Origin of the sequence: Bradyrhizobium sp. BR 1432 (assembly GCF_051547705.1) — a bacterium.
Classification (GTDB): domain Bacteria; phylum Pseudomonadota; class Alphaproteobacteria; order Rhizobiales; family Xanthobacteraceae; genus Bradyrhizobium; species Bradyrhizobium zhanjiangense.
On sequence record NZ_JBPUGF010000003.1, the window covers coordinates 2,417,865 to 2,439,468 of the forward strand.

The window sequence follows — 21,604 nt, forward strand, 5'->3', positions numbered from 1 at the left end:
GTCGTCCACCTCTCCCGAAGGGAGAGGTCGCATCGCATCGTCAGATGCGATGCGGGTGAGGGGTTACGCTCTCTCCTGGGACCTGAGCCCCCTCACCCGGCGCTGCGCGCCGACCTCTCCCCGTTGGGGAGAGGTGCAGGTTGCAGCTCGATCCCACCGCATCACAGCCTGCGATCGATGGTAGAGCGCTCAACGTCATCCGCCGTCGAGGCCAGCCTGACGGCTCTCGCCGTCAACCTGCGCGGCGTGACGAAGACGTATGACAACGGCGTCATGGCGCTCGGCCCGCTCGACCTCGCGGTGCGCAAGGGCGAGTTCATCTCGCTGCTGGGCCCGTCCGGTTGCGGCAAGTCGACCGCACTGCGGCTGATCGCGGGGCTCAGCACGCCCTCGTCCGGAATCGTGCGGGTGGCGCGCCACGAGGGCGTGCCGCAGCCGGGCCACGGCATCGGTTTCGTGTTCCAGGAGCCGACGCTGATGCCCTGGACCAGCGTGCGCGACAACGTGCGACTACCCTTGAGGCTTGGCCGCGTTCCGAAGGCCGAGGCGTGCGCGCGTGCCGACGCGGCGCTCGCCAGCGTCGGGCTCGCCGATTTTGCCGATGCCTTTCCGCGCGAGCTCTCCGGCGGCATGAAGATGCGGGTGTCGCTGGCGCGCGCGCTCGTCACCGATCCCGATATCCTGCTGATGGACGAGCCGTTCGCGGCGCTCGACGAGATCACGCGCTTCCGCCTCAACAATGATTTGCTCGCGCTGTGGCGCAGCCTCGGCAAGACCATCATCTTCGTCACCCATTCGGTGTTCGAATCTGTCTACCTGTCGCAGCGCGTGGTGGTGATGACGGCGCGGCCCGGCCGCATTCAAGCCGACCTCCGTATCGAGACAATCGAGCCGCGCGCTGAGGAGTTTCGCACCTCAGCGGCCTATTCCGATTATTGCCGAAGAGTGTCGGCCGCGCTGGCTCCATCCTATGCAGGGCAGTCGACGCTATGAACGCGCAAGCTGCCGTCACCGTAAAACCGTCCGGCGCGCAACGTGCGATGCGCTTCGTGCTTCCCGTCATCGTGTTCGCGGCCGGCCTCCTCGCCTGGGAACTGGTGGTTCGCATCAAGGAGATTCCGCCCTACGTGCTGCCGGCGCCCTCCGTCATCTTTCTGACACTGATCAAGGACTGGGCGGTGCTGTCGCAGTCGCTCGCGACCACGCTGCTGACCACGCTCGAAGGGTTTGTCGCCGCGAGCGTCGGCGGCATCGCGCTGGCGCTCTTGTTCAATCAGTCGAAATGGGTCGAATATTCGCTGTTCCCCTATGCCGTCGTCCTCCAGGTGACGCCTGTCATCGCGATTGCGCCGCTGCTTCTGATCTATCTGGAGCAGCAGACCGCAGTGGTGGTCTGCGCCTTCATCGTCGCCTTTTTCCCGGTGCTGTCCAACACCACGCTCGGACTCAACTCGGTCGACCGCAATCTCGCCGGCTTGTTCCAGCTCTATGGCGCCTCGCCGCCACAGGCCCTGCGCTTTCTCAAGCTGCCCGCGGCGCTGCCCTACATTCTCGGCGGCTTGCGCATCGCCGGCGGCCTGTCGCTGATCGGCGCAGTCGTGGCCGAGATCGCGGCCGGAACGGCCGGTGCCGGCTCCGGGCTCGCCTACAGGATCGCCGAGTCAGGCTATCGATTGAACATACCCCGCATGTTCGCGGCGCTGCTTTTGTTGTCGCTGGCCGGGATTGTCATCTATGGGGTGCTGGCGCTAGTTTCGCACCTCGTTTTACGGCGCTGGCATGAGAGCGCGCTTGGAAAGGAAAGCTGATGTCTACCGGTTCGATTTCGTCCGAAAAGATCGACCTTCTGATCTATGGGCCGGTGCGGCCGATCCTCGACAACGGGTTTTCCGACCATTTCGTCGTGCACAAGGCCGAGACGCGCGGTGACCTCGAGAGGCTGACGCCGGCCGTGCGCGACAGGATCCGCGGCGTCGCCGTGACCTATCACACCGTGCGCGCCGACAAGGATTCGCTGTCGCAGCTGCCCAAGATCGAGATGGTGGCGAGCTTCGGCGTCGGTTACGACCACATCGACACCAAATACGCGGCCGAGCACAACATCATCGTCACCAACACGCCCGACGTCTTGACCGAGGAAGTCGCTGACGTCGCGATGGGCCTTCTGATCTCCACCCTGCGCGAGTTCATCAAGGCCGACCGCTATGTCCGCTCCGGACTGTGGCAGACGCAGAATTATCCGCTCAGCGTCGGCTCGCTGCGCGACCGCAAGGTCGGCATCGTCGGCATGGGCCGAATCGGCCAGGCCATCGCGCGCCGGCTCGATGCATCGCTGGTGCCGGTGGTCTACCATTCCCGCAATCCGTCCAAGGACGTCTCCTACAAGCACTATCCTGATTTAATCGAGATGGCGAAGGCTGTGGACACGCTGATGGTGATCGTGCCCGGCGGCGCCAGCACGAACAAGATGATCAATGCCGAGGTGCTGAAGGCGCTCGGCCCGCGCGGCGTGCTCATCAACGTCGCGCGCGGCTCGGTGGTGGACGAGCCGGCGCTGGTGCAGGCGCTGAAATCCGGCACCATTCTCGCCGCCGGCCTTGACGTGTTCGCGGCCGAGCCGAACGTGCCGGACGAGCTCAAGTCCATGCAGAACGTCGTGCTGCTGCCGCATATCGGCTCGGCCTCGGTGGTAACACGCAACGCGATGGACCAGCTCGTGGTCGACAATCTCAAGTCCTGGTTCGCCGGCAAGGCGCCGCTGACGCCGGTTGCGGAAACGCCGTTTAGGGGGCGCTGATGAGAGCTCTTCGGGGCGTTGCATTCGCCGTCGCGGCCTACTTGGCCGCGATCGGCATCGCGCATGCGCAGGATGCGACGACCCTGAAGAAGCAGATGCCCGGGCAGTGGGAGCTGTCGACCACCGAGCGCAGCAAGACCTGCGTCGTCACGCTCAAGGGCGACGCCGCGGGCCAGGGTTTTAAGCTGGAGCTGGAGCCGGCCTGCAAGACCGCGCTGCCTTTCACCAAGGACATCGTCGCCTGGAACGTTCGAGGTCTCGACATCGTCCGCTTGCAGGATGCGACCGGTGAGGCCGTGATCGACTTCACCGAGGTCGAGGCCGGCATCTTCGAGGGCCTGCGCCAGGGCGAAGGCGTCTACATCCTGCAGGATCTCGCCGCCGCGCGCTCGATGGCCAAGTCGATGGACCAGATGATCGGCGACTGGTCGATGGTGCGCGGCAACGGCCAGCCGGTCTGCGGGCTGACGCTGACCAACACCGAGGCGGGCCCGGACAATTTCCAGGTCTTCCTCAAGCCGAGATGCGACGCGGCGATCGCGCAGTTCAACCCGACGCAATGGCGGCTCGAGCGCGGCCAGATCATCCTGATGTCGAAGGCCGGCGAGGCCTGGCAGTTCGAGGCCGACGACAATGCGCAGTGGCGGCGCGTTCCCGACACCGCCGATCCCCTGATCATGCTGCGTCAATAGGCGACGACATCGTTCAGCACTGCCGCGGCGGCCGCGCGATAGCTTCTCACGGGAACCGGACCGGCAGGGAATCGGTTAGCGGAACAGGTGATTCCGTTGGGAGATCCGCATGGCCAAGCATGTCCTCGCGATCGGCATCGAGCCCGGCAATGCGGATTATAGCGCATTCCCGCAGCTCACGCCCGAGCATGTCCGCAGCTACATCGAGGCCCAGCTCCTGCGTTTGCGCGGCCTCGGCTTCGAGGTCACGAGCTGCCTGATCGATCTCGATGCGACCGCCGAGGCCGCCGTGACGGCGGCGCTGCGCGACGAGCGCTTCGACTGCATCGTGATCGGCGCCGGGCTCCGCGAGCCCAAGGAGCGCCTGCTGCTGTTCGAGAGGGTGCTCAACCTCGTCCATCGCCTGGCGCCGGAAGCCGCGATCTGCTTCAACACCACGCCGGCCGACACAGTCGAAGCCGTGCAGCGCTGGGTCGAACCGTAACCCCGCTCTGTAGGCAAGCCCGCAGCCGGCTCGGCGATCCGCCACCACTAACGGCCGCGACACCCCGCCTCCGGCGGCTGGGCGCCGCCACGTCTTTTCTGTGGTCTGATCGGCGTGTTGCATGATACGGTTGCCGCAATCCAACGTAGAGCGTGCATTCTGTTCAGGTCCTTTCGATGTTCAGAGCCATCGTCATCATCGTCCTCGCCTTTGCCCTGTCCGGCTGCGATGCCTTTGGCGCGCTGAAAAACGGAATGCAGTACGCACGGGCCGTAGAGGGCGATCTCGAGCAGTCAACCGGCGTAAGGCCGAAGGTCGGTTTCAACTGGCACAATGGCCGCCTCGCATCGGTGACGGTCATGTTTCCGGGCCTTTATCAAACCAAGCCGTTGGGCGACCTTGCCGGCCTCGTGCACGAGACGGTGACCAGAGAATTCAAGCAGACGCCGGATGCGATCATGCTTTCCTTTGCTCTGGCCAGGGGCCCCTCGGTCTGAGGGCGCTGCAAGCGTGCTGTCGCGACATGCCCGCCCTTTGGCGCAACAGGCCCGAGCGGGGCGTATGTGTATCCGGTCTCGCATGTGCCGGTGGCTGACCGCTGCGATCGTCGGCGGCTCTCTCCTCGCCGCCGGCCCTGCATCTGCGCAACGAATCCCCACCGACGAGCCTGCGTTCACTGCTTTCGTGGCGGCACGGATAAAGGCCGTGGTTCGTAACACACAAGTCGTGATCAAGGGCCCTCTGACGCTTTCGATCGGTCCCTTGCAAGCCAACCTCGATCGCATCTACGCCTTCTGCAAGACCAACACGAGCGGCTGCGCCAAGGAGATCGAGACCTATGTCGGCGGGGTCGTCGCAACGACCGGCAACGTAACGGACGCTCCGACAAAAGCAGCTCTCCGAATTGTGGTGCGCTCGACCGACTATATGCGGCAGGCGCTTCGCGAGCTCGAGTCTGCCGGTACCATCCCGACGCGTCCGCTCGCGGAGGGGCTGGTGATCGTCCCGGTGCTCGACTCGCCGCGCACGGTCAGGATCTTCAATGACAAGGATCGTGCTGCGCTCGGCTTGACGTCGGACCAGGTCTTCGACATCGCCATCGCCAATGTCCGCAGCAGCTTGAAGCCGCTCATGTCCGCTGCAAAGCCGGCCGTGCCGGGACAGTTCGGCACGTTGAAGGGCGATTACTACGCGACAAGCCGGCTTGCGCTGATCGACAGCTGGGCGCCGCTCGCGCAAGCCCAGGGTGGCGTTCTGATCTTGGCGGTTCCGACGCCCGATCTCGTGCTCTATTCGGGCGAGGACAGCAGCGCCGCGCTCGACGCGCTGCGTACGCTCGCCGAGAACGTCGTGGCCCGTGCGCCGAAGCCGCTTTCGGGAGCGCTGCTCCGCTGGACGCCGAAAGGATGGCAGTCCGTTCGATGACATTGCCGGTCATAATGGAGGTGCACTCCCTCTCCCGCTTGCGGGAGAGGGTTGGGGAGAGGGTGCTTCCGCAATGGGACAATCCCCAAGCGGAGACAGGCTAAAGCCATTCCGCTCTAGATCAACCGCATCCCGCGCAGGCTGGCGTGGCCGCTTCTGCCGACGATGATGTGGTCGTGCACGGAAATCCCCAGCGGCTTTGCGATGTCGATGATCGCCTTGGTCATCTGGATGTCGGCCTGCGAGGGCGAGGGATCGCCGGATGGGTGGTTGTGCACCAGGATCAGCGCGGTCGCGGAGAGCTCGAGCGCGCGCTTGATCACTTCGCGGGGATAGACCGGGGTATGGTCGACGGTGCCGGTCTGCTGCACCTCGTCGGCGATGAGCTGGTTGCGCTTGTCGAGGAAGAGCAGGCGGAATTGCTCCTTCTCGGCGAAGGCCATGCTGGTGCGGCAATAATCGATCACCTCGTTCCAGGACGACAGCGCGTTGCGGCTGTTGACCTCGCCCTTGGCGACGCGGTGCGCCGCCGCTGCGATCAGCTTGAGCTGGTGGATCGCGGCCTCGCCGACGCCGTCCACCTCGCGCAGGCGCGCCACCGGGGCATGCACGACCTCGGCGAACGAACCAAAGGTCTTGATCAGCGTCTTCGCCAGCGGTTTTGTGTCCCGCCGCGGCAGCGCGGCAAACAGCGCCATCTCCAGCAGCTCGTAGTCGCTGAGCGCATCCGCGCCCGCGCTGTAGAAGCGCTCGCGCAGCCGCTCGCGGTGGCCGTGATAATGCGGCGTGTCCTCAGGCTTGCTCTTGTCGTGGTCTGGCTTGGCGGGCATCGGCCGCCAGCATTGCCGGGGCCCAGCGTTTTTGCAACCGTCAATTGCGGCACGGCGCGCTGGTTGGTCCCTTGGCGTTTGGCGCGGGCCAGGGCACGGTGACCGCCACCACACCGACGAGAATGAGCGCCATTCCGGCAAGACTGGACCAGGTAAAGCGCTCGCCGAGCCATGCGGTGCCGAGCGCCACCGCGAAGCCCGCGCGCAGATAGCTGCCGCTGGTCGTGCCGAGTGGGCCGAGCGTGTGGATCAGCCGGAAATAGATCACCATCGCAAAGGCCGTGCAGATCACCGCAAGCGCGGTCACCGCCGCGATCGCCTCCGCCGATGGCGGCACCAACGTCCATGGCTGCTCGAGGACAGCGGCGGCCGGGACCATCAGAAGCGCGGCGCAGCTCATCGCTCCGGCCGCGGTGACGATCGCAGGCAGGGCCAAGAAGCGCTGGCCCCAGATCGGCGCGAGCGCGTAGCAAAGGCTCGCGCCGAGCACGGCGATCTGGGCCAGCGGAGCGGCCGTGCCGATCCCCGGCAGCGCATCGATGCCCATCGTTACGGCAACACCCGCGAGGCCGAGAGCGACGCCGATGAGCTTGCGGCCGCTGATGGTCTGTCGCCCGCGCCCCGTCATCATCGCGATTGCAAGCACGAACATCGGCGGCGTCGCGTTGAGCACGCCGGCAAGACCGCTCGAAATATGCATCTCGCCCCAACCGATCAGAGTGAACGGCAGCGCGCTTTGCAGCAGCCCCTGCACGAGGAAGGCCGCCCACGCCGATCCCCAGCGGGGAAGGTCATGTCCCTGCGCGAGCGCGATCAGGACCAGAAGAATAGCCGCGATCGTCACCCGCGCGGCAACCATCGTGAAGGGCGGAATGGTCGGGATCGCAACCTTGATCAGCGTGAACGAGCTGCCCCAGATCAGGGACAGAAGCAGCAGGAGGCCGATCTCGAATGCGACGGCCGTTCGTCCTGACATCTTTGTTGCGCCTGTGTGCTCATGCGGTTCGCTCCTGAGGGCGATCGACACCATGAGCCGAAGCGGCCGGGCAGGCTGGCTGAATTCGGACCTCATCGCCCGATCGAGTCCGATTCCAGCTATCCGTCAGGCCGCATCGAAATTATTGTCAGGCCATGGCGACAGGCTCGGCACACCAGCAGGCGCTGCCACCGCATCTCGATTGGGAGACGTGCAATCGGGCGCGCCTCGCGCGTGCCCGCGCTTTCGATGGTTTGTTCTTCTCCGGCGTTCGTTCGACGCGCATCTATTGCCGGCCGGTCTGTCCCGTTCGCCCTGCTCACTCCGAGAACGTCACCTTCTATGCGACGGCGGCCGCCGCCGAGCGGGCCGGCTTCCGCCCCTGCCTGCGGTGCCGGCCGGAGGCCGCGCCGGGATCTCCAGCCTGGATGGGAACGGCCACCACGGTCGCCCGCGGGATGCGTCTGATCAACGAGGGATTCCTGGATCGCGGATCGGCGGCGGAGCTTGCCGAAGCCTTGGGGGTCGGGCCGCGCCATCTGCTCCGCCTGTTCATGCGCCATGCCGGCGCGAGCCCGAGCGAGATCGCGGCAACCCGGCGCGTGCAGGAAGCCAAGCGCCTGATCGACCAGACCACCATGAATTTTGCGGAGATCGCCTTCGCGGCGGGCTTTGGCAGCGTCCGCCGATTCAACGACGCATTCGCGGCGACCTACAAACGGCCGCCGTCGTCGTTCCGCCGACGGCGATAGAACCGAGCCCACTATCCTCGTGGCGCTCTGGAGAAGGTAGCTCAGCGCTTCCTTTTGTCTCCTCATTCGTCTCAGCATCGCAGTGCCCCACCGAGTGGCATCCGAGTGCTTCCTGTCGCACCACTCTGGCAGCACATGAGCGCGCCTCGAATCCAGGGTGTCTTAATAATGGTTGTGTAAACATGAAATAACACGTAAAAATAAGGCGCGGCTCGGGGGAGATCATGTCAGAGCTTTATTGCCTCGTCGCTTTTTTCAGCATGTGTTTCGCGTTGATTGGATGCGTCTATCTCGGACGTACCGCGGTGTTCGTATTTACCGTGGGATGCATCTTGGTCTCGAACGTCACGGTGACCAAGCAAGTTGAATTTTTGGGCCTCACGACATCGCTCGGCGTTTTTATTTTCTCAGTGACCTACTTGGCCAACGACATTTTAACGGAGTATTGGGGTCGACGTGAGGCGCTGAAATTGGTGGCAGCGAATTTGGCCGCGCAGGTCGCGTTCATGGCCTACACGACCGTCTCGATCTGGACACCCGCAGCCAGGACTGACGATGCGTCTTCTGCAATCGTAACGCTCTTCACCGTAACACCCAGGATAACCGCTGCCGCAATCATCGCAGCAATTGGTGGTTTGGTTTGTGTTTCGATTTTTTCCTACCTCAAGGCAAAATATAGGAAAGGCTGGCTTGCGCTTGCAGTGCGAAATGGCGTGAGCACCATTTTAGGTAATTGGGTGAACACCGTCGTCTTTTTCCTGATCGCGTTTTATGGGGTCATGCCGGACGCTGTGCTGTTCCAAATCGTGCTGTCAGCGATCATCGCTAAATTCACTGTCGGGATATTGGATACGCCGTTCATGTTCCTCGCTCGGTGGGCGAAGGGGCTGAACCCGGCAAACAAGACTTTCGAATCCGATTGGATGTCCCGATAGAAGACGAAAGCGCCGAACGCTGTTCGTCTGAGGTATTGAAATCGATGGTGCATTCTTGGAGGACAGTAATGCCGAAAGATTTTTTTGCAGTCTTTTCGGGTGGGGGCATCAAGGGAGCTGCGCTTCTCGGTGCCGTCGAGGAGGCGAAATCGCACGGACTCAATTTCGTCGGCTGGGGCGGGACGTCGGCTGGGTCCATTGTGGCAGCGCTCCTCGCTTGTGGTTACTCGACGACTGAGCTCAGGGAGCATCTTTACGACGCGCCCTATTCGCGGTTCTTCCAGATCAGTGCATGGAGAACGTTCTTCTTTCGCTACTATCGCGGAATGGCCGACCCGTCGGCCCTGCTGAATTGGCTCCGCGATCTGATTGGCCGGAAGTTTCCCGATTTGGACAGGGTAAGATTTAAGGACTTGAAGGGCGGTCCACTGAAGATTGTGGCCGCCAATATCACTACTCAGGAAATCTTTGTTTACAGCAAGCGCACTACGCCGACTATCGAAATAGCGGAGGCGGTGCTGGCTTCCTGCTCCTTCCCGATGATGTTTCCTCCGGTTTCGCATGGCGGAGGAGAGGAAGTAGTCGATGGGGGAGTTCTAAGCAATTTTCCGATGTGGCTATTCGATGATGAACATGATGAGCAGAACGAATTCATCCCCGTTCTTGGATTTGCCCTTATCTCAAAGCCGACAAGCAGTAAGAACAGCTCGGTGCTGGCTCATGTCTTCTCCGTATTCGACTCAATTCTCGTCGCGCAGGATCGTGTTCAGGAAAAGTATATGGATATCGCCCGGCTTTCTAATGTCGTTCGAATTAATGTAGGGGACACGCCTACCTTCAGCCGCGACAGCAGTCGAGACCAACAAGATCACCTTATCCTGGCAGGAAAAGAAGCAACCACCAGATTCTTTGCCACAGCAACGGTGAAATTCGGCGAAGCTGAGGAAGTGCCGTTTGTGGAAAGGTCGATCGATTCCGTCAAAAGAATGGTCGAACAAGGTCAGCCTGAAGAGGCGATTTCTACGATCGCTCGGGGCCATATCGTTCGCGGTGGCGTAGCCCGCGACACGGGCCTTCTGGAGGACCGGGTCTTGGTCAAGTACTGATATCGACCTCATGGCTGCCGCTACTGATCACGACGAGCTGGAGGTCCTTTCTCGTATACTTGCAGAGAAAATGCGGCTTCTCGGCGATTTCGATAGAATTGTCGGAATCAAGAAGGGAAATATCCTTTTGTCACACGCTGTCGCAAGGATTCTCGGGAAACCTATCTCCCTTTTTAAGACCGACATGAGTTACAAGATGGGGCCGCCGTTCGATGGCTCCCTCGTGAAGAATGAGAGTGTCATTGTTGTCGATGACATAGCGTCTGATGCGAGCATTTTGTTGAATGCTCTGAGACATCTTCATTTCCGTCATGCCACCGTGCGCGGGGTAGTTACCCTAATCAATCGCGTCGAAGGAGATGCGCGCGACCGGATCATGAAGGAGAGGGGTGTACCTCTCTTCTCAGTTTGTTCAGTCGACGATGAGTCGATCAGGCGGCTCATCGTCGAGAACTTGCCATTTAGCTCATTTGGCAACGGCGCTGTGCGCCTCGCCGCAAAATCGATGAATCGCTAAGGTTTGCGGCTACTCGACGCTCTCGAAGGCGAAAAGTTCACCCGATCTGCTTCTCGCCGTGCCGCTCCGACAGCGTGAAGATCTCCACGCCCGTCGCCGTCACGCCGACCGAATGCTCGAACTGCGCCGATAGCGAGCGGTCGCGGGTCACTGCGGTCCAGCCGTCGGAGAGGATTTTGACGTGCGGCTTGCCGAGATTGATCATCGGCTCGATGGTGAAGAACATGCCGGGCTTGAGCTGCACGCCCTCGCCGGGACGGCCGATATGGATGATGTTCGGCTCGTCGTGGAACATGCGCCCGAGGCCGTGGCCGCAGAAATCGCGCACCACGCTCATGCCCTGCGGCTCGACGAAACTCTGGATGGCGTAGCCGATGTCGCCGGTGGTGGCGCCGGGCTTCACCGCGGCGATGCCGCGCATCATCGCTTCATAGGTGACTTCGATCAGCCGCTCGGCCTTCCGCGCGATCGGGCCGACCGCATACATCCGGCTGGAATCGCCGTACCAGCCGTCGACGATGAAGGTGACGTCGATGTTGACGATGTCGCCTTCCTTCAGCGGGCGGTCGCCGGGCATGCCGTGGCAGACCACGTGGTTGAGCGAGGTGCAGGTCGAGTAACGGTAGCCGCGATACATCAGCGTCGCCGGATAGGCGTTGTTGCTGAAGGCGAAGTCGCGGACGAATTCGTCGATGCGCGAAGTCGGCACGCCGGGCCCGACGATGTCGGTGAGCTCGTCGAGGCACTTGGCCACCAATGCGCCCGCCTTGCGCATGCCGGCAAAGGCGCTCGGCCCATGCAGCTTGATCTGTCCGGTCTTGCGCAGGGAGGTATCAGTGGCTTCGACGTAGCTCATGCGGGAACTGTCTTCCGGGCTCGGGGCCTGATTTCGATGTTCGGCGGAAAGGCTTGATTTCAGGCCCTAATTTAATGATTGCGGGCCTTCATGCAAGCCAAGCGTGACCTTTGCACCCAAAAGCGGGCCTAATTCGGGACTTCTACGGTGGTTTCCACCGGTAGCGCGCCACCTCGAATGCGGATTTCGCGGACGGGGTAGCGAACCCGGATGCCCTCGCGCTTGAAGGCGTCCCACAGTGCCAGCATCACGTCGCTCTTGACGGTGTCCATGCCGTCGGGATCGGCGAGCCACAGGGTCAGCGAGAACTTCATGCCGGCCTCGGCAAACTCGGTCAAAATGCAATTCGGCGGCTTGCCCTTCTGCGCGCGCGGATGGGCGGTGGCGGTCTCGGCGGCGAGCTTGCAGACCAGGCGCGGGTCGGCGTCGTAATTGGTGCCGAAGGCGATCTTCACCAGCGTGTTCTTGTCGGTATAGGTCCAGTTGACGACCTTCTGCGTCACCAGATCCTCGTTCGGCACCAGGAATTCGCGGCCGTCGCCAGCGGCGACGGAAATATAGCGCGTCTTCATCGCGCTGATGCGCCCGGTGTTGTCGCCGATGGTGACGAGGTCGCCGGGCTTCACCGACTTGTCGGCGAGCAGGATGATCCCCGAGATGAAATTGGCGACGATCTTCTGCAGGCCGATACCGATGCCGACGCCGACCGCGCCGGAGAATACCGCGAGCGCCGACAGATCGATCCCGACCGCGCCGAGCGCGATCACGATCGCGACCGCAAGCAGCCCGATGCGGATGATTTTCACCAGCAGCACCTGCACCGAGGGCGTCAGATCGGTGGTCGCATTGATCCGGCTCTCGGCGAAATTGCTCGCGATGTTGGTGAGCCAGAGCGCGATCAGCAGCAGCGCGCCGGCCTTGAGCGCCAACAGCGGGGTCAGCCGCAGGCCGCCGAGCACAATGGCGAAGGAATTGAGCAGCTCGACCGTCGCATCGAGCTGGCCGAGGATGGAGAGCGCGGCGACGAACCACGCCGTGATCGACACCAGCTTGACGATGAAGGCGTTGCGCAGCACCGAGGTGAGCAGCCGGATCACGAGCCACGCCAGCCCGAGCTTGGCCGCGACCATCAACAGATAGCTGCGGCTCGGCCAGGTCGCATGGTACATCACCACGCGTGAAATGATCACGAGCAGGGTGAACACCGCCGTCGAGGCGCTTGCGACCATCACCCGGACGAAGTGCCGGAGCGGCAGCGGCCAGCGCATCGCCAGCGACGTCATGTCGACGCGGATGCGAATGGCCGCCTCCGCGGCATAGGCGATGCCGGCCGCGGTCAGGATGAGACCGAATTGCAGGTAGAACCAGGGTGAGGAGATTTCCGCCCCGACGCTGCGCGCGGTGGTCTGCACGAACTCCATGAAATCCTTGAGGTCCATGTCCATCGGGTCGGTCTCGTCGGGAAGCGGGCGAGGAATTGATTCGAGGGAGCCGCAGAATCCCACAAAGGGCACCGCCGGACCATCGATACACCGCGAAGTGATGCGCGTTAAGGCCGCAAAATGCGGCCAGATTGCCGCGAGCGGGAGAAAATGGGTTGGCGCGCGAGTCCGCCGACGATAAGGATGCAATTCCAGCGATTTTTACCCGGAAGGTGGATGGCCTCCCTCGACTCCGTCAGTCTCGCCATATTGCTCGGCGCTGTCCTCGTCATGGCCGGCATCCTCTCGAGCCTGCTTGCGCTGCGCTTCGGCGCGCCGCTACTGCTGGTCTTCCTTGCGATCGGCATGCTCGCGGGCGATTCCGGCCCCGGGCAGCTCCAGTTCGACGACGTCCGCACCACCTATCTGGTCGGCTCGGTCGCGCTCGCCTTGATCCTGTTCGACGGCGGCTTGCGGACGCGCTTTGCCAGCATCCGCACCGTGCTCGCGCCTTCCGTGGTGCTCGCGACCATCGGCGTGCTGCTGACGGCGCTGATCACGGCGCCATTCGCGAAATACGCGCTCGATCTCAACTGGACGGAGTCGCTGCTGGTTGGCGCCGTGGTCGCCTCGACCGACGCCGCCGCGGTGTTCCTGCTGGTGCACACCCAGGGCCTGCGCCTGCGCCCGCGCGTCGGCGCGACGCTGGAGGCGGAATCCGGCACCAACGATCCGTTTGCGATCTTCCTCACGCTCATGCTGGTCGAGTACATCTCGCTGGGCTCGAGCTCGCCCGGCCATGTGCTGATCGAATTCGTTCAGGAGGCGGTGCTGGGCGCCGTGGTCGGCGTCATCGGCGGACGCCTGGTCGTGATCGCGCTCAATCAGGTGGCGCTGCCGCAGGGCCTGCATGCGCCGTTCGTGACGACAGGCGCGCTCGTTATCTTCGGCGGCTCGCAGATCATGCACGCATCAGGCTTCCTCGCGGTCTATCTCGCCGGCATCATCATCGGCAACCGGCCGACGCGGGCGCATAATTCGGTGGTGGCCTTCCTGGACGCCGCAACCTGGCTGGCGCAGATCGTGATGTTCGTGCTGCTCGGCCTCCTGGTCTCGCCGAGCCGGCTCGGTGCCAGCGTGCTGCCGGCAGTCGCCGTCGCTCTCATGCTGATGCTGGTCGCGCGGCCGCTCGCGGTGCTCGCGTGCCTTGCGCCGTTCCGCTTCAACTGGCGCGAGAAGGTCTTCATCGCCTGGACCGGCTTACGCGGTGCCGTCGCGATCTTCCTGGCGTCGATTCCGATGCTGGTCGGCCTGTCCAAGGCCTATCTCTATTTTGACGTGGCTTTCGTCGTCGTCATCATCTCGCTGCTGCTGCAAGGCTGGACGCTGGCGTCTGCCGCGCGCAAGCTGCACGTGGCGCTGCCGCGCGCCGAGCGCGGTCCGCGCCGCGTCGAGTTGGATCTGCCCGGCCAGCTCGAGCAGCAACTGGTCGGCTATCCGGTGCGGCCGAAGAGCCTGTATTTCCGCCGTGGCCTGATCCCGTCCTGGTCCAAGCCGACGCTGGTGATCCGCAACGAGAACATCTTGACGCCGACGGAGGCCGATCCGGTCGCGCCGGGCGACTACATCTACCTGCTGGCGCCGCCGGAAAAGGCCGAGGCGCTCGACCGCTTCTTCGTCGACATGCAGCCGAGCTCGGCGCCCGATCCGCATCTGCTCGGCGACTTCGTGGTCTCCGGCGAGCACACGCTTGCCGAGCTCGCCGAGATCTACGGCGTGAAGCTCGGCGCGGACGACGGCAAGCTGACGCTGGCCGATTATTTCGATGTTCATCTCGATCGCGCGCCGAAGGAGGGCGCCGAGCTCGCGTTGGATACGATCGTGCTGGTCGCGCGCTCGATCTCCGGCGGCCGCGTCAACGTCGTCGGCCTGCGCCTGCCGGAAGAGGACGAGACCCCCGCGCCGCTGACCCGCACGCAAGCGCTGCGGCGCAAGCTCGCCGATGTGTGGGCGTCGGTGGCGGGGGTTTAACTTGGGGTGTCGTCCTGGCGAAAGCCAGGACCCATTACCCCAGGAACAAGTTGTTGCCGAGAGTGGCAACCACGAGTCCTCGCCAAACCGCAGTTGGTGGTTATGGGTCCTGGCTTTCGCCAGGACGACCACGAAGAGGAACCGCCACCAAATCGCCGCAACCGCCGAAGATTTGCGCGGTTTCGTGACCTTGAAACCCGGAACACTCCGCCATGCCGCTCGTTCTAAGGCGCGTAACCGCTTGGACTGACAGGAGTATGCAATGCGAAAGTTCATCCTTCCGATTCTCACAGCCCTTGCGCTTGGCGCTGCCGCACCGGCGATGGCTTATGACACCGGCGATCAGATCTCGATGCAGGCCGCACTCGATGTCGCGACAGATCTCGGCGTCGTGACGGTCTCGCACACCAACTTCCTTGGCGACGAATGGGAGGTTGACGGACGGGATCGTGTCGGCCGCTGGATGGAAGTCTATGTCGATGCGAGGACCGGTGAGGTGCGCAACGTCGAGCGCGGCTGGTAGCTCTGAATGATGCAGCCGCGTAGCCCGGATGGAGCGAAGCGAAATCCGGGTGCGCTCTCGCCCGCGGCACCGCCCCGGATTACGCTTGCCGCTCCATCCGGGCTACGTCTTCACGTCAGCACCTTCACCCCGCCAAAACTCGTCACGCGGCCCTGCTTCAGCATCACGATCTGTGTGGCGAGCTGGCGCAGCTCGGCGGCGTCGTGGCTGACATAGACCATCGGCACGTTGGCCTCGTCCCGCAGCCGCACCAGATAGGGCAGGATCTCGAGCTTGCGGCTCTCGTCGAGCGCGCCGAGCGGCTCGTCGAGCAGCAGGAGGCGCGGCTTCGATAGCAGCGCGCGGCCGAGCGCGACGCGTTGGCGCTCGCCGCCGGAGAGCTTTCCGGGGCGGCGGCCGAGCAGGGCGCCGATGTCGAGGAGATCGATGATGCGCTTATGCTGGGCCGGATCGGCGGCCAGGCCGTTCATCCGCCGTCCATAGTCGAGATTTTGCGCCACGTTGAGATGCGGAAACAGCCGCGCGTCCTGGAACACATAGCCGATGCGGCGGCGCCAGGCCGGCACATGGATGCCGGCCGCGGTGTCGTCGACGGTCTCGCCGTCGATCACGATGCTGCCGCGGTCGGGCCGCAACAGGCCCGCGATCATGTTGACCAGCGAGGTCTTGCCGGCGCCCGAGGCGCCGAACAGGCCGATGACGCGGCCCTCGCTGGTGAAGGACGCGTGCAGCGAAAACTCACCCAGCTGTTTCTCGACATCGACGCGCAGCATGGTCAATTCCCGTGCAGCCGCGCCGTGGCGCGGCGGGCGAACCATTCTGCCGCAATCAGTGCCCCGAGCGCGAGCACGATCGAGACGATGACGAGCCGCCCTGCGGCAGCGTCGCCGTCGGGCGTCTGGATCAGCGAATAGATCGCGGACGAGATCGTCTGGGTCTCGCCGGGAATGTTGGACACGAAAGTGATGGTGGCGCCGAACTCGCCGATCGCCTTGGCAAAGCCCAGCACCATGCCGGCGAGCACGCCGGGCAGCGCGAGCGGCAGCGTCACCGTGAAGAACACTTTCCACGGTGCCGCGCCAAGCGTCTCGGCGGCCTGCTCGAGCCGGCGGTCGATCGCCTCGATCGACAGCCGCATCGGCCGCACCAGAAGCGGGAACGCCATCACGCCGCAGGCGAGCGCAGCACCGGTCCAGCGGAAAGAGAACACGATGCCGAGATGGTCGGCGAGGAAACTACCGACGGGGCCGCGGCGGCCGAAGCTGAGCAGCAGCAGATAGCCGGTGACCACAGGCGGCAGCACCAACGGCAGATGCACGGTAGCGTCGAGCAGCGACTTGCCCCAGAAATCGCGCCGCGCGAGCAGCCATGCCAGCGCGATGCCGAACGGCGTCGCCACCAGCGTTGCGACAATGGCGACCCTGAGCGAAAGCAGGATCGCCGTCCATTCGGCGGGTGAAATCTCAGACATCAAGCCAGAGATATCACGTGGTGGGGCTGATCAGGAACTTGAAGCCGTATTTTTCCAGAATGGTCTTGGCGGCCGTCGAGCGCAGGAAGGCGAGATAGTCGCTGCTCTCGCCCTTCGCGGTCGTGGTCGCGGCGACGGGATAGATGATCGGGGGGTGCGAATCCGCCGGGAAGGTGCCGACGATCTTCACGCCCGGCTCGACCTTGGCGTCGGTCGCATAGACGATGCCGAGCACGGCCTCGCCGCGCGCCACCAGCGTCAGCGCGCCGCGCACGCTCTCGGCCATGGCGAATTTCGGCTCGGCGGCCTGCCAGGCGCCCAGCTTCTCGAGCGCAGCCTTGGCGTATTTGCCGACCGGCACGGATTTCACGTCGCCGGTCGCGATCCTGCCGTCACCGGCGAGCTTGGCGAGATCGAAGCCTTGCGTGATCGCGACGTTGTCGACCTTGGAGTCCTTCGGCGCGATCAGCACGATGCTGTTGCCGAGCAGGTTGACGCGGGTGGATTCGTTGATGGTCTTCCTGGCGATCGCGTAGTCCATCCAGTCGGTATCGGCCGAGACGAACACGTCGGCCGGCGCGCCCTGCTCGATCTGCCTGGCCAGCGCCGAGCTTGCGGCATAGCTGACGGAGAACTTGACGCCGGTCTTGGCAGTGTAGGCCGCGTCGACCTCATCGAGCGCGTTCTTCATCGAAGCGGCCGCGAACACGGTGATGGTCTTGTCCTCGGCGGCGGCGGGCGACAGGCTTGCGCCCGCGAGGATGACGAAGGCGGTGACAAGTGCGGCAATACGAAACATGGATAGCGCTCCGTGCGAGTTCGCGCGCGGTGACGCGCGCAAATCTGGCGTTGGGTGGGTCTGATGCGACGGGCGGACGCGCTGTTCCACGGGCCTTGCGACGGCTTACGGCCGGCAGGGATATCGCTGCTCGCGAAGATAGCAGCCCTCGGCCTCAGGTCAAACCTCGTTCGTCGTCCTGGACCAGCGGAGCGCCGATCCAGGACCCATTGCCCAGGGAGTAGTTTTGCGAAGACTGGAGTTATCAGCTCGTGTCACGTCTCCACCCTGGGGTAATGGGTCCTGGCTTTCGCCAGGACGACGGCTGAGAGGCTACGGCTTCGCATCCGCTGCATGCAGCACGGCTTTGCATGCCGCCGGCATGTCGGCCAGCGTCATTGGCGGCTTCGGTTTCGGCGGCTCCGGCGGCGGCTTGGGGTGCAGCACTGCATCCGAAAACCAATAGGCGAGATCGGAGGCCTTGCAGCCTTCGTCCTCGGATTGCGACGGCTGGCCCTCGCATTCTCCGGCGCCCGCCGGGCAGTGCATGCGGATGTGGAAGTGATAGTCGTGGCCCCACCAGGGGCGGATCTTCGATAGCCAGGCGCGGTCGCCCTTGGCCTCGCGGCACAGCGCCTTCTTGATCGCGGCATTGACGAAGATGCGTTGCACCCCCGGCTCCCGCGCCGCATCGCGCAGCACCAGCACATGGCCCGGCGTGAACACCTTCGGATCGACGTCGAGCCGGTCGGGGCGAACCATCATCACCGCCGACATCTCCTCGCGCTCCTCGCGCGAGAGCCGGCGGTCCGGCATCGGCGTCAGCCAGATGTCGGCATCGAGACCGATCTGATGGCTGGCATGGCCCGACAGCGCCGGTCCGCCGCGGGGTTGCGCGATGTCGCCGACCAGGATGCCGGGCCAGCCGGCGTCCTTGTGCGCTTTGGCCGCGAGCCGCTTGATCAGGGCGATCATGTCGGGGTGGCCGTAATTGCGGTTGCGCGACAGCCGCATCACCTGCCAATTGTCGCCGTTGAGCGGCATCTGCATGGCACCACCGATGCAGCCCTTGGTGTAGGAGCCGATGACATGGGCCGATCCCTTCGACGGCAGCAGCTTGCGCGCGAACAGCTCCTTGGCGGCGAGGGAGGGGTCGTTCGGATTGGCGAGCGGCGGCAGCGGTTTTGGGGTGACGCTGCCCTTGTCCTGGGCCAGCGCGCTACCGGCGGCCAGGAATGTCACAAAAAGCAGGAGAGGAGCGAGGCGGCGGGGACTCATGCCGAATCCTTATAACCCAACGCCGCGTCAGGGTTAAGGATTGAGGGCCATGCGGCGATCACACGGCCAGCCAAGATCCGTCGCGTCATCCCAAAGTCGCACGCGCGATGGTCGATCCTTAATCGCGCGATAACCCTGTTCTGCATTGACCAAAATTCGTGCGCGACGTGAGGAATAACCGCGGGTCGCATGCAATCGCGCGCGATTTCGGAAATGATTCAAGCGCGCGCGCAATTTTGCGCCAGATCGTTCCTTCACCGCGGCGCCGGGATGAGGTTGGCGGCGCCCGTCGACGCAGTCGCGCCTCGCAAACAGGCAGCAAGCGGCCACTCGCGCGGGCCGCAGCCGGTCAAGATTACTTTTTTTTCAGACACTTGCCCCAAAACTTGCGGTCACTGGGCGTGACTGGGACGAGTGAAGTTGAGTTTGGGGTCTCGAAAGACAGCAAAGCGAAAGCGCAACGTGCTTGTCCAAGCCGGCCGACAGCCGCGCAAGCCGCGCTTCGCGCGCACGCCTCATCCGCCTGCCGACCGCGATGAACTCTTGCGCAGCCGCGCCGAGGCGGAAGCCGCGATCGCGGAAGCGCACAAATCCCATGAGCGCCTGCGCCAGGCCATCGACATCCTGCCGCAGGGCATCGTGTTTCTCGATGCCGACGGCCGCTACCTGCTCTGGAACAAGAAATACGCCGAGATCTACAGCAAGACCGCCGATCTGTTCGTCGAAGGCGCGCGCCTGGAGGACACGCTGCGCGTCGGTGTCGCCCGCGGTGACTATCCCGAGGCCATCGGCCACGAGGACGAGTGGATCGCCGAGCGGCTGCAAAAGCTCTATCAGCCCGGCGCGCGTCACGAGCAGAAGCTCGCTGACGGCCGCGTCATCCTGATCGACGAGCGATTGACCGATGATGGCGGCGTCGTCGGCCTGCGCGTCGACATCACCGAATTGAAGCAGCGCGAGGCCTCGTTCCGCCTGCTGTTCGACGGCAATCCCGTCCCCATGATCGTCTGCGCGCTGGACGATGAACGCATCCTCGGCGTCAACGATGCCGCGATCGCGCATTATGGCTATAGCCGCGCCGAGTTCGAGCGGCTGAAGATCCGCTCCCTGCAGGCTTTCGACAGCGAGCCGCCCTGGACCACCGATCCAACCGGCGCGGAGCAGGCCGGGCGCACCTGGAAGCACGTCAAGGCCGACGGCGCGCTGATCGACCTTGCAATCTACTCGCGCGAACTGACTTATGCCGAGCGGCCCGCGGTGCTGCTCGCGCTGATGGACATCACCGAGCGCAAGAGCGCCGAGGCGCGGCTCGCCTTCATGGCCCAGCACGATGGGCTGACCGGTCTGCCGAACCGTAATTTGCTGCGCCAGCAGGTCGACGAGATGCTGCTGCATACGCGGCGCAGCACCGACAAGGTCGCGCTGCTGATGCTGGGGCTGGACAATTTCAAGGCGGTCAACGACACGCTGGGACACGCGGTCGGCGACAAGCTGCTCCGCGGCGTCGCCAAGCGGCTGCGCTCCACCTTGCGCGAGGAGGACGCGCTGGCGCGGTTGAACTCGGACGAGTTCGCCATCGTCCAAAGCGGCCTGGCACGTCCCGAGGACGCGGTGATGCTGGCAAAACGCCTGCTCGAGGCCATCGCCGATCCCTATCTGCTCGACGGCCATTCCGTGGTGATCGGCGCATCGATCGGCATCGCCATGGCGCCCGGCGACGGCGATGAGTCCGAAAAGCTGCTCAAGGGCGCCGACATGGCGCTGTCGCGTGCCAAGGCCGATGCGCGCGGCACCTTCGCTTTCTTCGAGGCGGCGCTGGATGCAAAAGCGCAGAGCCGGCGCAAGATCGAGGTCGAGCTGCGCGACGCGATCCAGAACGACGTGCTGCGCCCCTATCACCAGCCGCTGATCGACCTCCAGAGCGGCCGCATCACCGGCTTCGAGGCGCTGGTGCGCTGGCCGCATGCCGAGCGCGGCATGGTCTCGCCGGCCGAGTTCATTCCGGTCGCCGAGGACACCGGGCTGATCAATCCGCTCGGCGGCTTGATGCTGCGCCGCGCGTGCCTGGATGCGGCGGCCTGGCCGGACGACGTCCGCGTCGCCGTCAACCTGTCGCCGCTCCAGTTCCGCAGCGGCAATCTGCTGTCGATGGTGACGGACGCGCTGAAACATTCCGGCCTGCCGCCGCGCCGGCTCGAGCTCGAGATCACCGAGACGCTGCTGCTGGAAAAGAGCGCGCAGGTGCTGGCGACCTTGCATGCGCTGCGCGCGCTCGATGTGCGCATCTCGATGGACGATTTTGGCACCGGCTATTCCAGCCTCAGCTATCTGCGCAGCTTCCCCTTCGACAAGATCAAGATCGATCAGTCCTTCGTGCGCGATCTGGGGGCCAACCGCGAAGCCCAGGCGATCATCCGCTCCATCGTCAGCCTCGGCAAGGGCTTGGGGGTCACCATCACCGCCGAAGGCGTCGAGACCGAAGCCGAGCTCAGCTGCCTCCGCACCGAGGGCTGCGACGAGGGCCAGGGCTTTCTGTTCAGCAAGGCAAGGCCGAATGCGGAGATCATCAGCCTCTTGGCGGCGCAGCGTGGGATCGATGCCGCGGACGAGGACGCTGCGCTGGTGGCGTGAGTGCGGCGCAAGAGCGTGATGCTCCCTCACCTCTCCCCGAGCCCTCACCCGCCGCGCTCGGGACGATGCTTCGCATCGCCCGGGACGCGTCGGCCTCTCCC

At 64.1% G+C, this 21,604-nt stretch carries 22 protein-coding genes; 14 read left to right on the forward strand and 8 right to left on the reverse strand.

Features of this window, described 5'->3' with window-relative positions; all coding sequences use genetic code 11:
- Window positions 1-177 precede the first annotated feature (177 nt).
- The 7 genes from ACSKB8_RS11535 (at window position 178) to ACSKB8_RS11565 (ending at window position 5,398) form a co-directional block, all read left to right on the forward strand.
- A complete protein-coding gene (locus ACSKB8_RS11535; RefSeq protein ID WP_438104158.1) occupies window positions 178-993 on the forward strand; it encodes an ABC transporter ATP-binding protein in 816 nt (271 codons plus the stop codon).
- Window positions 990-1,808, forward strand: a complete 819-nt coding sequence (locus ACSKB8_RS11540; protein ID WP_438104160.1) for an ABC transporter permease — start codon at window positions 990-992, stop codon at window positions 1,806-1,808. The genes ACSKB8_RS11535 and ACSKB8_RS11540 overlap by 4 nt, the downstream gene beginning before the upstream one ends.
- Complete coding sequence (locus tag ACSKB8_RS11545) at window positions 1,808-2,797, forward strand: 2-hydroxyacid dehydrogenase (protein WP_438104161.1); 990 nt, start codon at window positions 1,808-1,810, stop codon at window positions 2,795-2,797. Before ACSKB8_RS11540 ends, ACSKB8_RS11545 begins: the two co-directional genes overlap by 1 nt.
- Window positions 2,797-3,489, forward strand: a complete 693-nt coding sequence (locus ACSKB8_RS11550) for an AprI/Inh family metalloprotease inhibitor (protein WP_438104163.1) — start codon at window positions 2,797-2,799, stop codon at window positions 3,487-3,489. The genes ACSKB8_RS11545 and ACSKB8_RS11550 overlap by 1 nt, the downstream gene beginning before the upstream one ends.
- A gap of 109 nt (window positions 3,490-3,598) precedes the next feature.
- The gene (locus ACSKB8_RS11555) at window positions 3,599-3,973 is read left to right on the forward strand and encodes a hypothetical protein (protein ID WP_438104165.1); all 375 of its coding nucleotides are present in this window, start codon (window positions 3,599-3,601) and stop codon (window positions 3,971-3,973) included.
- Between the two features lie 176 nt (window positions 3,974-4,149).
- The gene (locus tag ACSKB8_RS11560; protein ID WP_091896844.1) at window positions 4,150-4,470 is read left to right on the forward strand and encodes a hypothetical protein; all 321 of its coding nucleotides are present in this window, start codon (window positions 4,150-4,152) and stop codon (window positions 4,468-4,470) included.
- 208 nt (window positions 4,471-4,678) lie between these two features.
- A complete protein-coding gene (locus tag ACSKB8_RS11565; RefSeq protein ID WP_438104167.1) occupies window positions 4,679-5,398 on the forward strand; it encodes a hypothetical protein in 720 nt (239 codons plus the stop codon).
- A gap of 116 nt (window positions 5,399-5,514) precedes the next feature.
- Here the strand turns inward: ACSKB8_RS11565 and radC are convergent, their stop codons facing one another.
- Together radC and ACSKB8_RS11575 are read right to left on the reverse strand one after the other, a co-directional pair.
- Window positions 5,515-6,228: a RadC family protein gene (radC, locus tag ACSKB8_RS11570; RefSeq protein ID WP_438104168.1), complete on the reverse strand. Its 714-nt coding sequence runs from the start codon at window positions 6,226-6,228 to the stop codon at window positions 5,515-5,517.
- 40 nt (window positions 6,229-6,268) lie between these two features.
- The gene (locus ACSKB8_RS11575) at window positions 6,269-7,204 is read right to left on the reverse strand and encodes a DMT family transporter (RefSeq protein WP_438104170.1); all 936 of its coding nucleotides are present in this window, start codon (window positions 7,202-7,204) and stop codon (window positions 6,269-6,271) included.
- A 155-nt stretch (window positions 7,205-7,359) separates the two neighbouring features.
- Between ACSKB8_RS11575 and ACSKB8_RS11580 the strand changes: the two genes are divergently transcribed.
- The 4 genes from ACSKB8_RS11580 to ACSKB8_RS11595 all read left to right on the forward strand — a co-directional run bounded on the left by ACSKB8_RS11580 (window position 7,360) and on the right by ACSKB8_RS11595 (window position 10,514).
- Window positions 7,360-7,956: a bifunctional transcriptional activator/DNA repair enzyme AdaA gene (locus ACSKB8_RS11580; RefSeq protein ID WP_438104172.1), complete on the forward strand. Its 597-nt coding sequence runs from the start codon at window positions 7,360-7,362 to the stop codon at window positions 7,954-7,956.
- A 224-nt stretch (window positions 7,957-8,180) separates the two neighbouring features.
- On the forward strand, window positions 8,181-8,891 hold the full coding sequence (locus ACSKB8_RS11585) for a queuosine precursor transporter (protein ID WP_438104174.1): 711 nt from the start codon (window positions 8,181-8,183) through the stop codon (window positions 8,889-8,891).
- A gap of 68 nt (window positions 8,892-8,959) precedes the next feature.
- Window positions 8,960-9,997: a patatin-like phospholipase family protein gene (locus ACSKB8_RS11590; protein ID WP_438104176.1), complete on the forward strand. Its 1,038-nt coding sequence runs from the start codon at window positions 8,960-8,962 to the stop codon at window positions 9,995-9,997.
- Window positions 9,998-10,007: 10 nt separating this feature from the next.
- Window positions 10,008-10,514 (forward strand): phosphoribosyltransferase family protein, encoded by a 507-nt coding sequence (locus tag ACSKB8_RS11595; RefSeq protein WP_438104178.1) that lies wholly within the window; start codon window positions 10,008-10,010, stop codon window positions 10,512-10,514.
- Between the two features lie 37 nt (window positions 10,515-10,551).
- Here ACSKB8_RS11595 and map read toward each other — a convergent pair whose 3' ends face one another.
- Together map and ACSKB8_RS11605 are read right to left on the reverse strand one after the other, a co-directional pair.
- Window positions 10,552-11,370 carry a type I methionyl aminopeptidase gene (gene map / locus ACSKB8_RS11600; protein ID WP_128940269.1) on the reverse strand — a complete coding sequence of 273 codons (819 nt, stop codon included), beginning with the start codon at window positions 11,368-11,370 and terminating at the stop codon, window positions 10,552-10,554.
- A gap of 128 nt (window positions 11,371-11,498) precedes the next feature.
- Entirely contained in the window at window positions 11,499-12,815 is a 1,317-nt protein-coding gene (locus ACSKB8_RS11605; protein ID WP_438104180.1) for a mechanosensitive ion channel family protein, read from the reverse strand.
- Between the two features lie 213 nt (window positions 12,816-13,028).
- Here ACSKB8_RS11605 and ACSKB8_RS11610 point away from each other — a divergent pair, with 213 nt between their 5' ends.
- Both ACSKB8_RS11610 and ACSKB8_RS11615 read left to right on the forward strand, forming a co-directional pair.
- Window positions 13,029-14,822: a potassium/proton antiporter gene (locus ACSKB8_RS11610; RefSeq protein ID WP_438104182.1), complete on the forward strand. Its 1,794-nt coding sequence runs from the start codon at window positions 13,029-13,031 to the stop codon at window positions 14,820-14,822.
- A 262-nt stretch (window positions 14,823-15,084) separates the two neighbouring features.
- Window positions 15,085-15,345 (forward strand): PepSY domain-containing protein, encoded by a 261-nt coding sequence (locus ACSKB8_RS11615; RefSeq protein ID WP_128936962.1) that lies wholly within the window; start codon window positions 15,085-15,087, stop codon window positions 15,343-15,345.
- A 110-nt stretch (window positions 15,346-15,455) separates the two neighbouring features.
- Here the strand turns inward: ACSKB8_RS11615 and modC are convergent, their stop codons facing one another.
- The 4 genes from modC to mepA all read right to left on the reverse strand — a co-directional run bounded on the left by modC (window position 15,456) and on the right by mepA (window position 18,872).
- Window positions 15,456-16,118, reverse strand: coding sequence for a molybdenum ABC transporter ATP-binding protein (modC, locus tag ACSKB8_RS11620; RefSeq protein WP_130217835.1), 663 nt, complete (start codon window positions 16,116-16,118; stop codon window positions 15,456-15,458).
- Window positions 16,119-16,120: 2 nt separating this feature from the next.
- Entirely contained in the window at window positions 16,121-16,816 is a 696-nt protein-coding gene (gene modB, locus ACSKB8_RS11625; protein WP_130217833.1) for a molybdate ABC transporter permease subunit, read from the reverse strand.
- Window positions 16,817-16,829: 13 nt separating this feature from the next.
- Window positions 16,830-17,615, reverse strand: a complete 786-nt coding sequence (gene modA / locus ACSKB8_RS11630) for a molybdate ABC transporter substrate-binding protein (RefSeq protein WP_438104185.1) — start codon at window positions 17,613-17,615, stop codon at window positions 16,830-16,832.
- Between the two features lie 312 nt (window positions 17,616-17,927).
- Entirely contained in the window at window positions 17,928-18,872 is a 945-nt protein-coding gene (gene mepA, locus ACSKB8_RS11635; protein ID WP_438104187.1) for a penicillin-insensitive murein endopeptidase, read from the reverse strand.
- 462 nt (window positions 18,873-19,334) lie between these two features.
- Here mepA and ACSKB8_RS11640 point away from each other — a divergent pair, with 462 nt between their 5' ends.
- Window positions 19,335-21,503 (forward strand): EAL domain-containing protein, encoded by a 2,169-nt coding sequence (locus ACSKB8_RS11640; RefSeq protein WP_438104189.1) that lies wholly within the window; start codon window positions 19,335-19,337, stop codon window positions 21,501-21,503.
- Window positions 21,504-21,604: the final 101 nt, after the last annotated feature.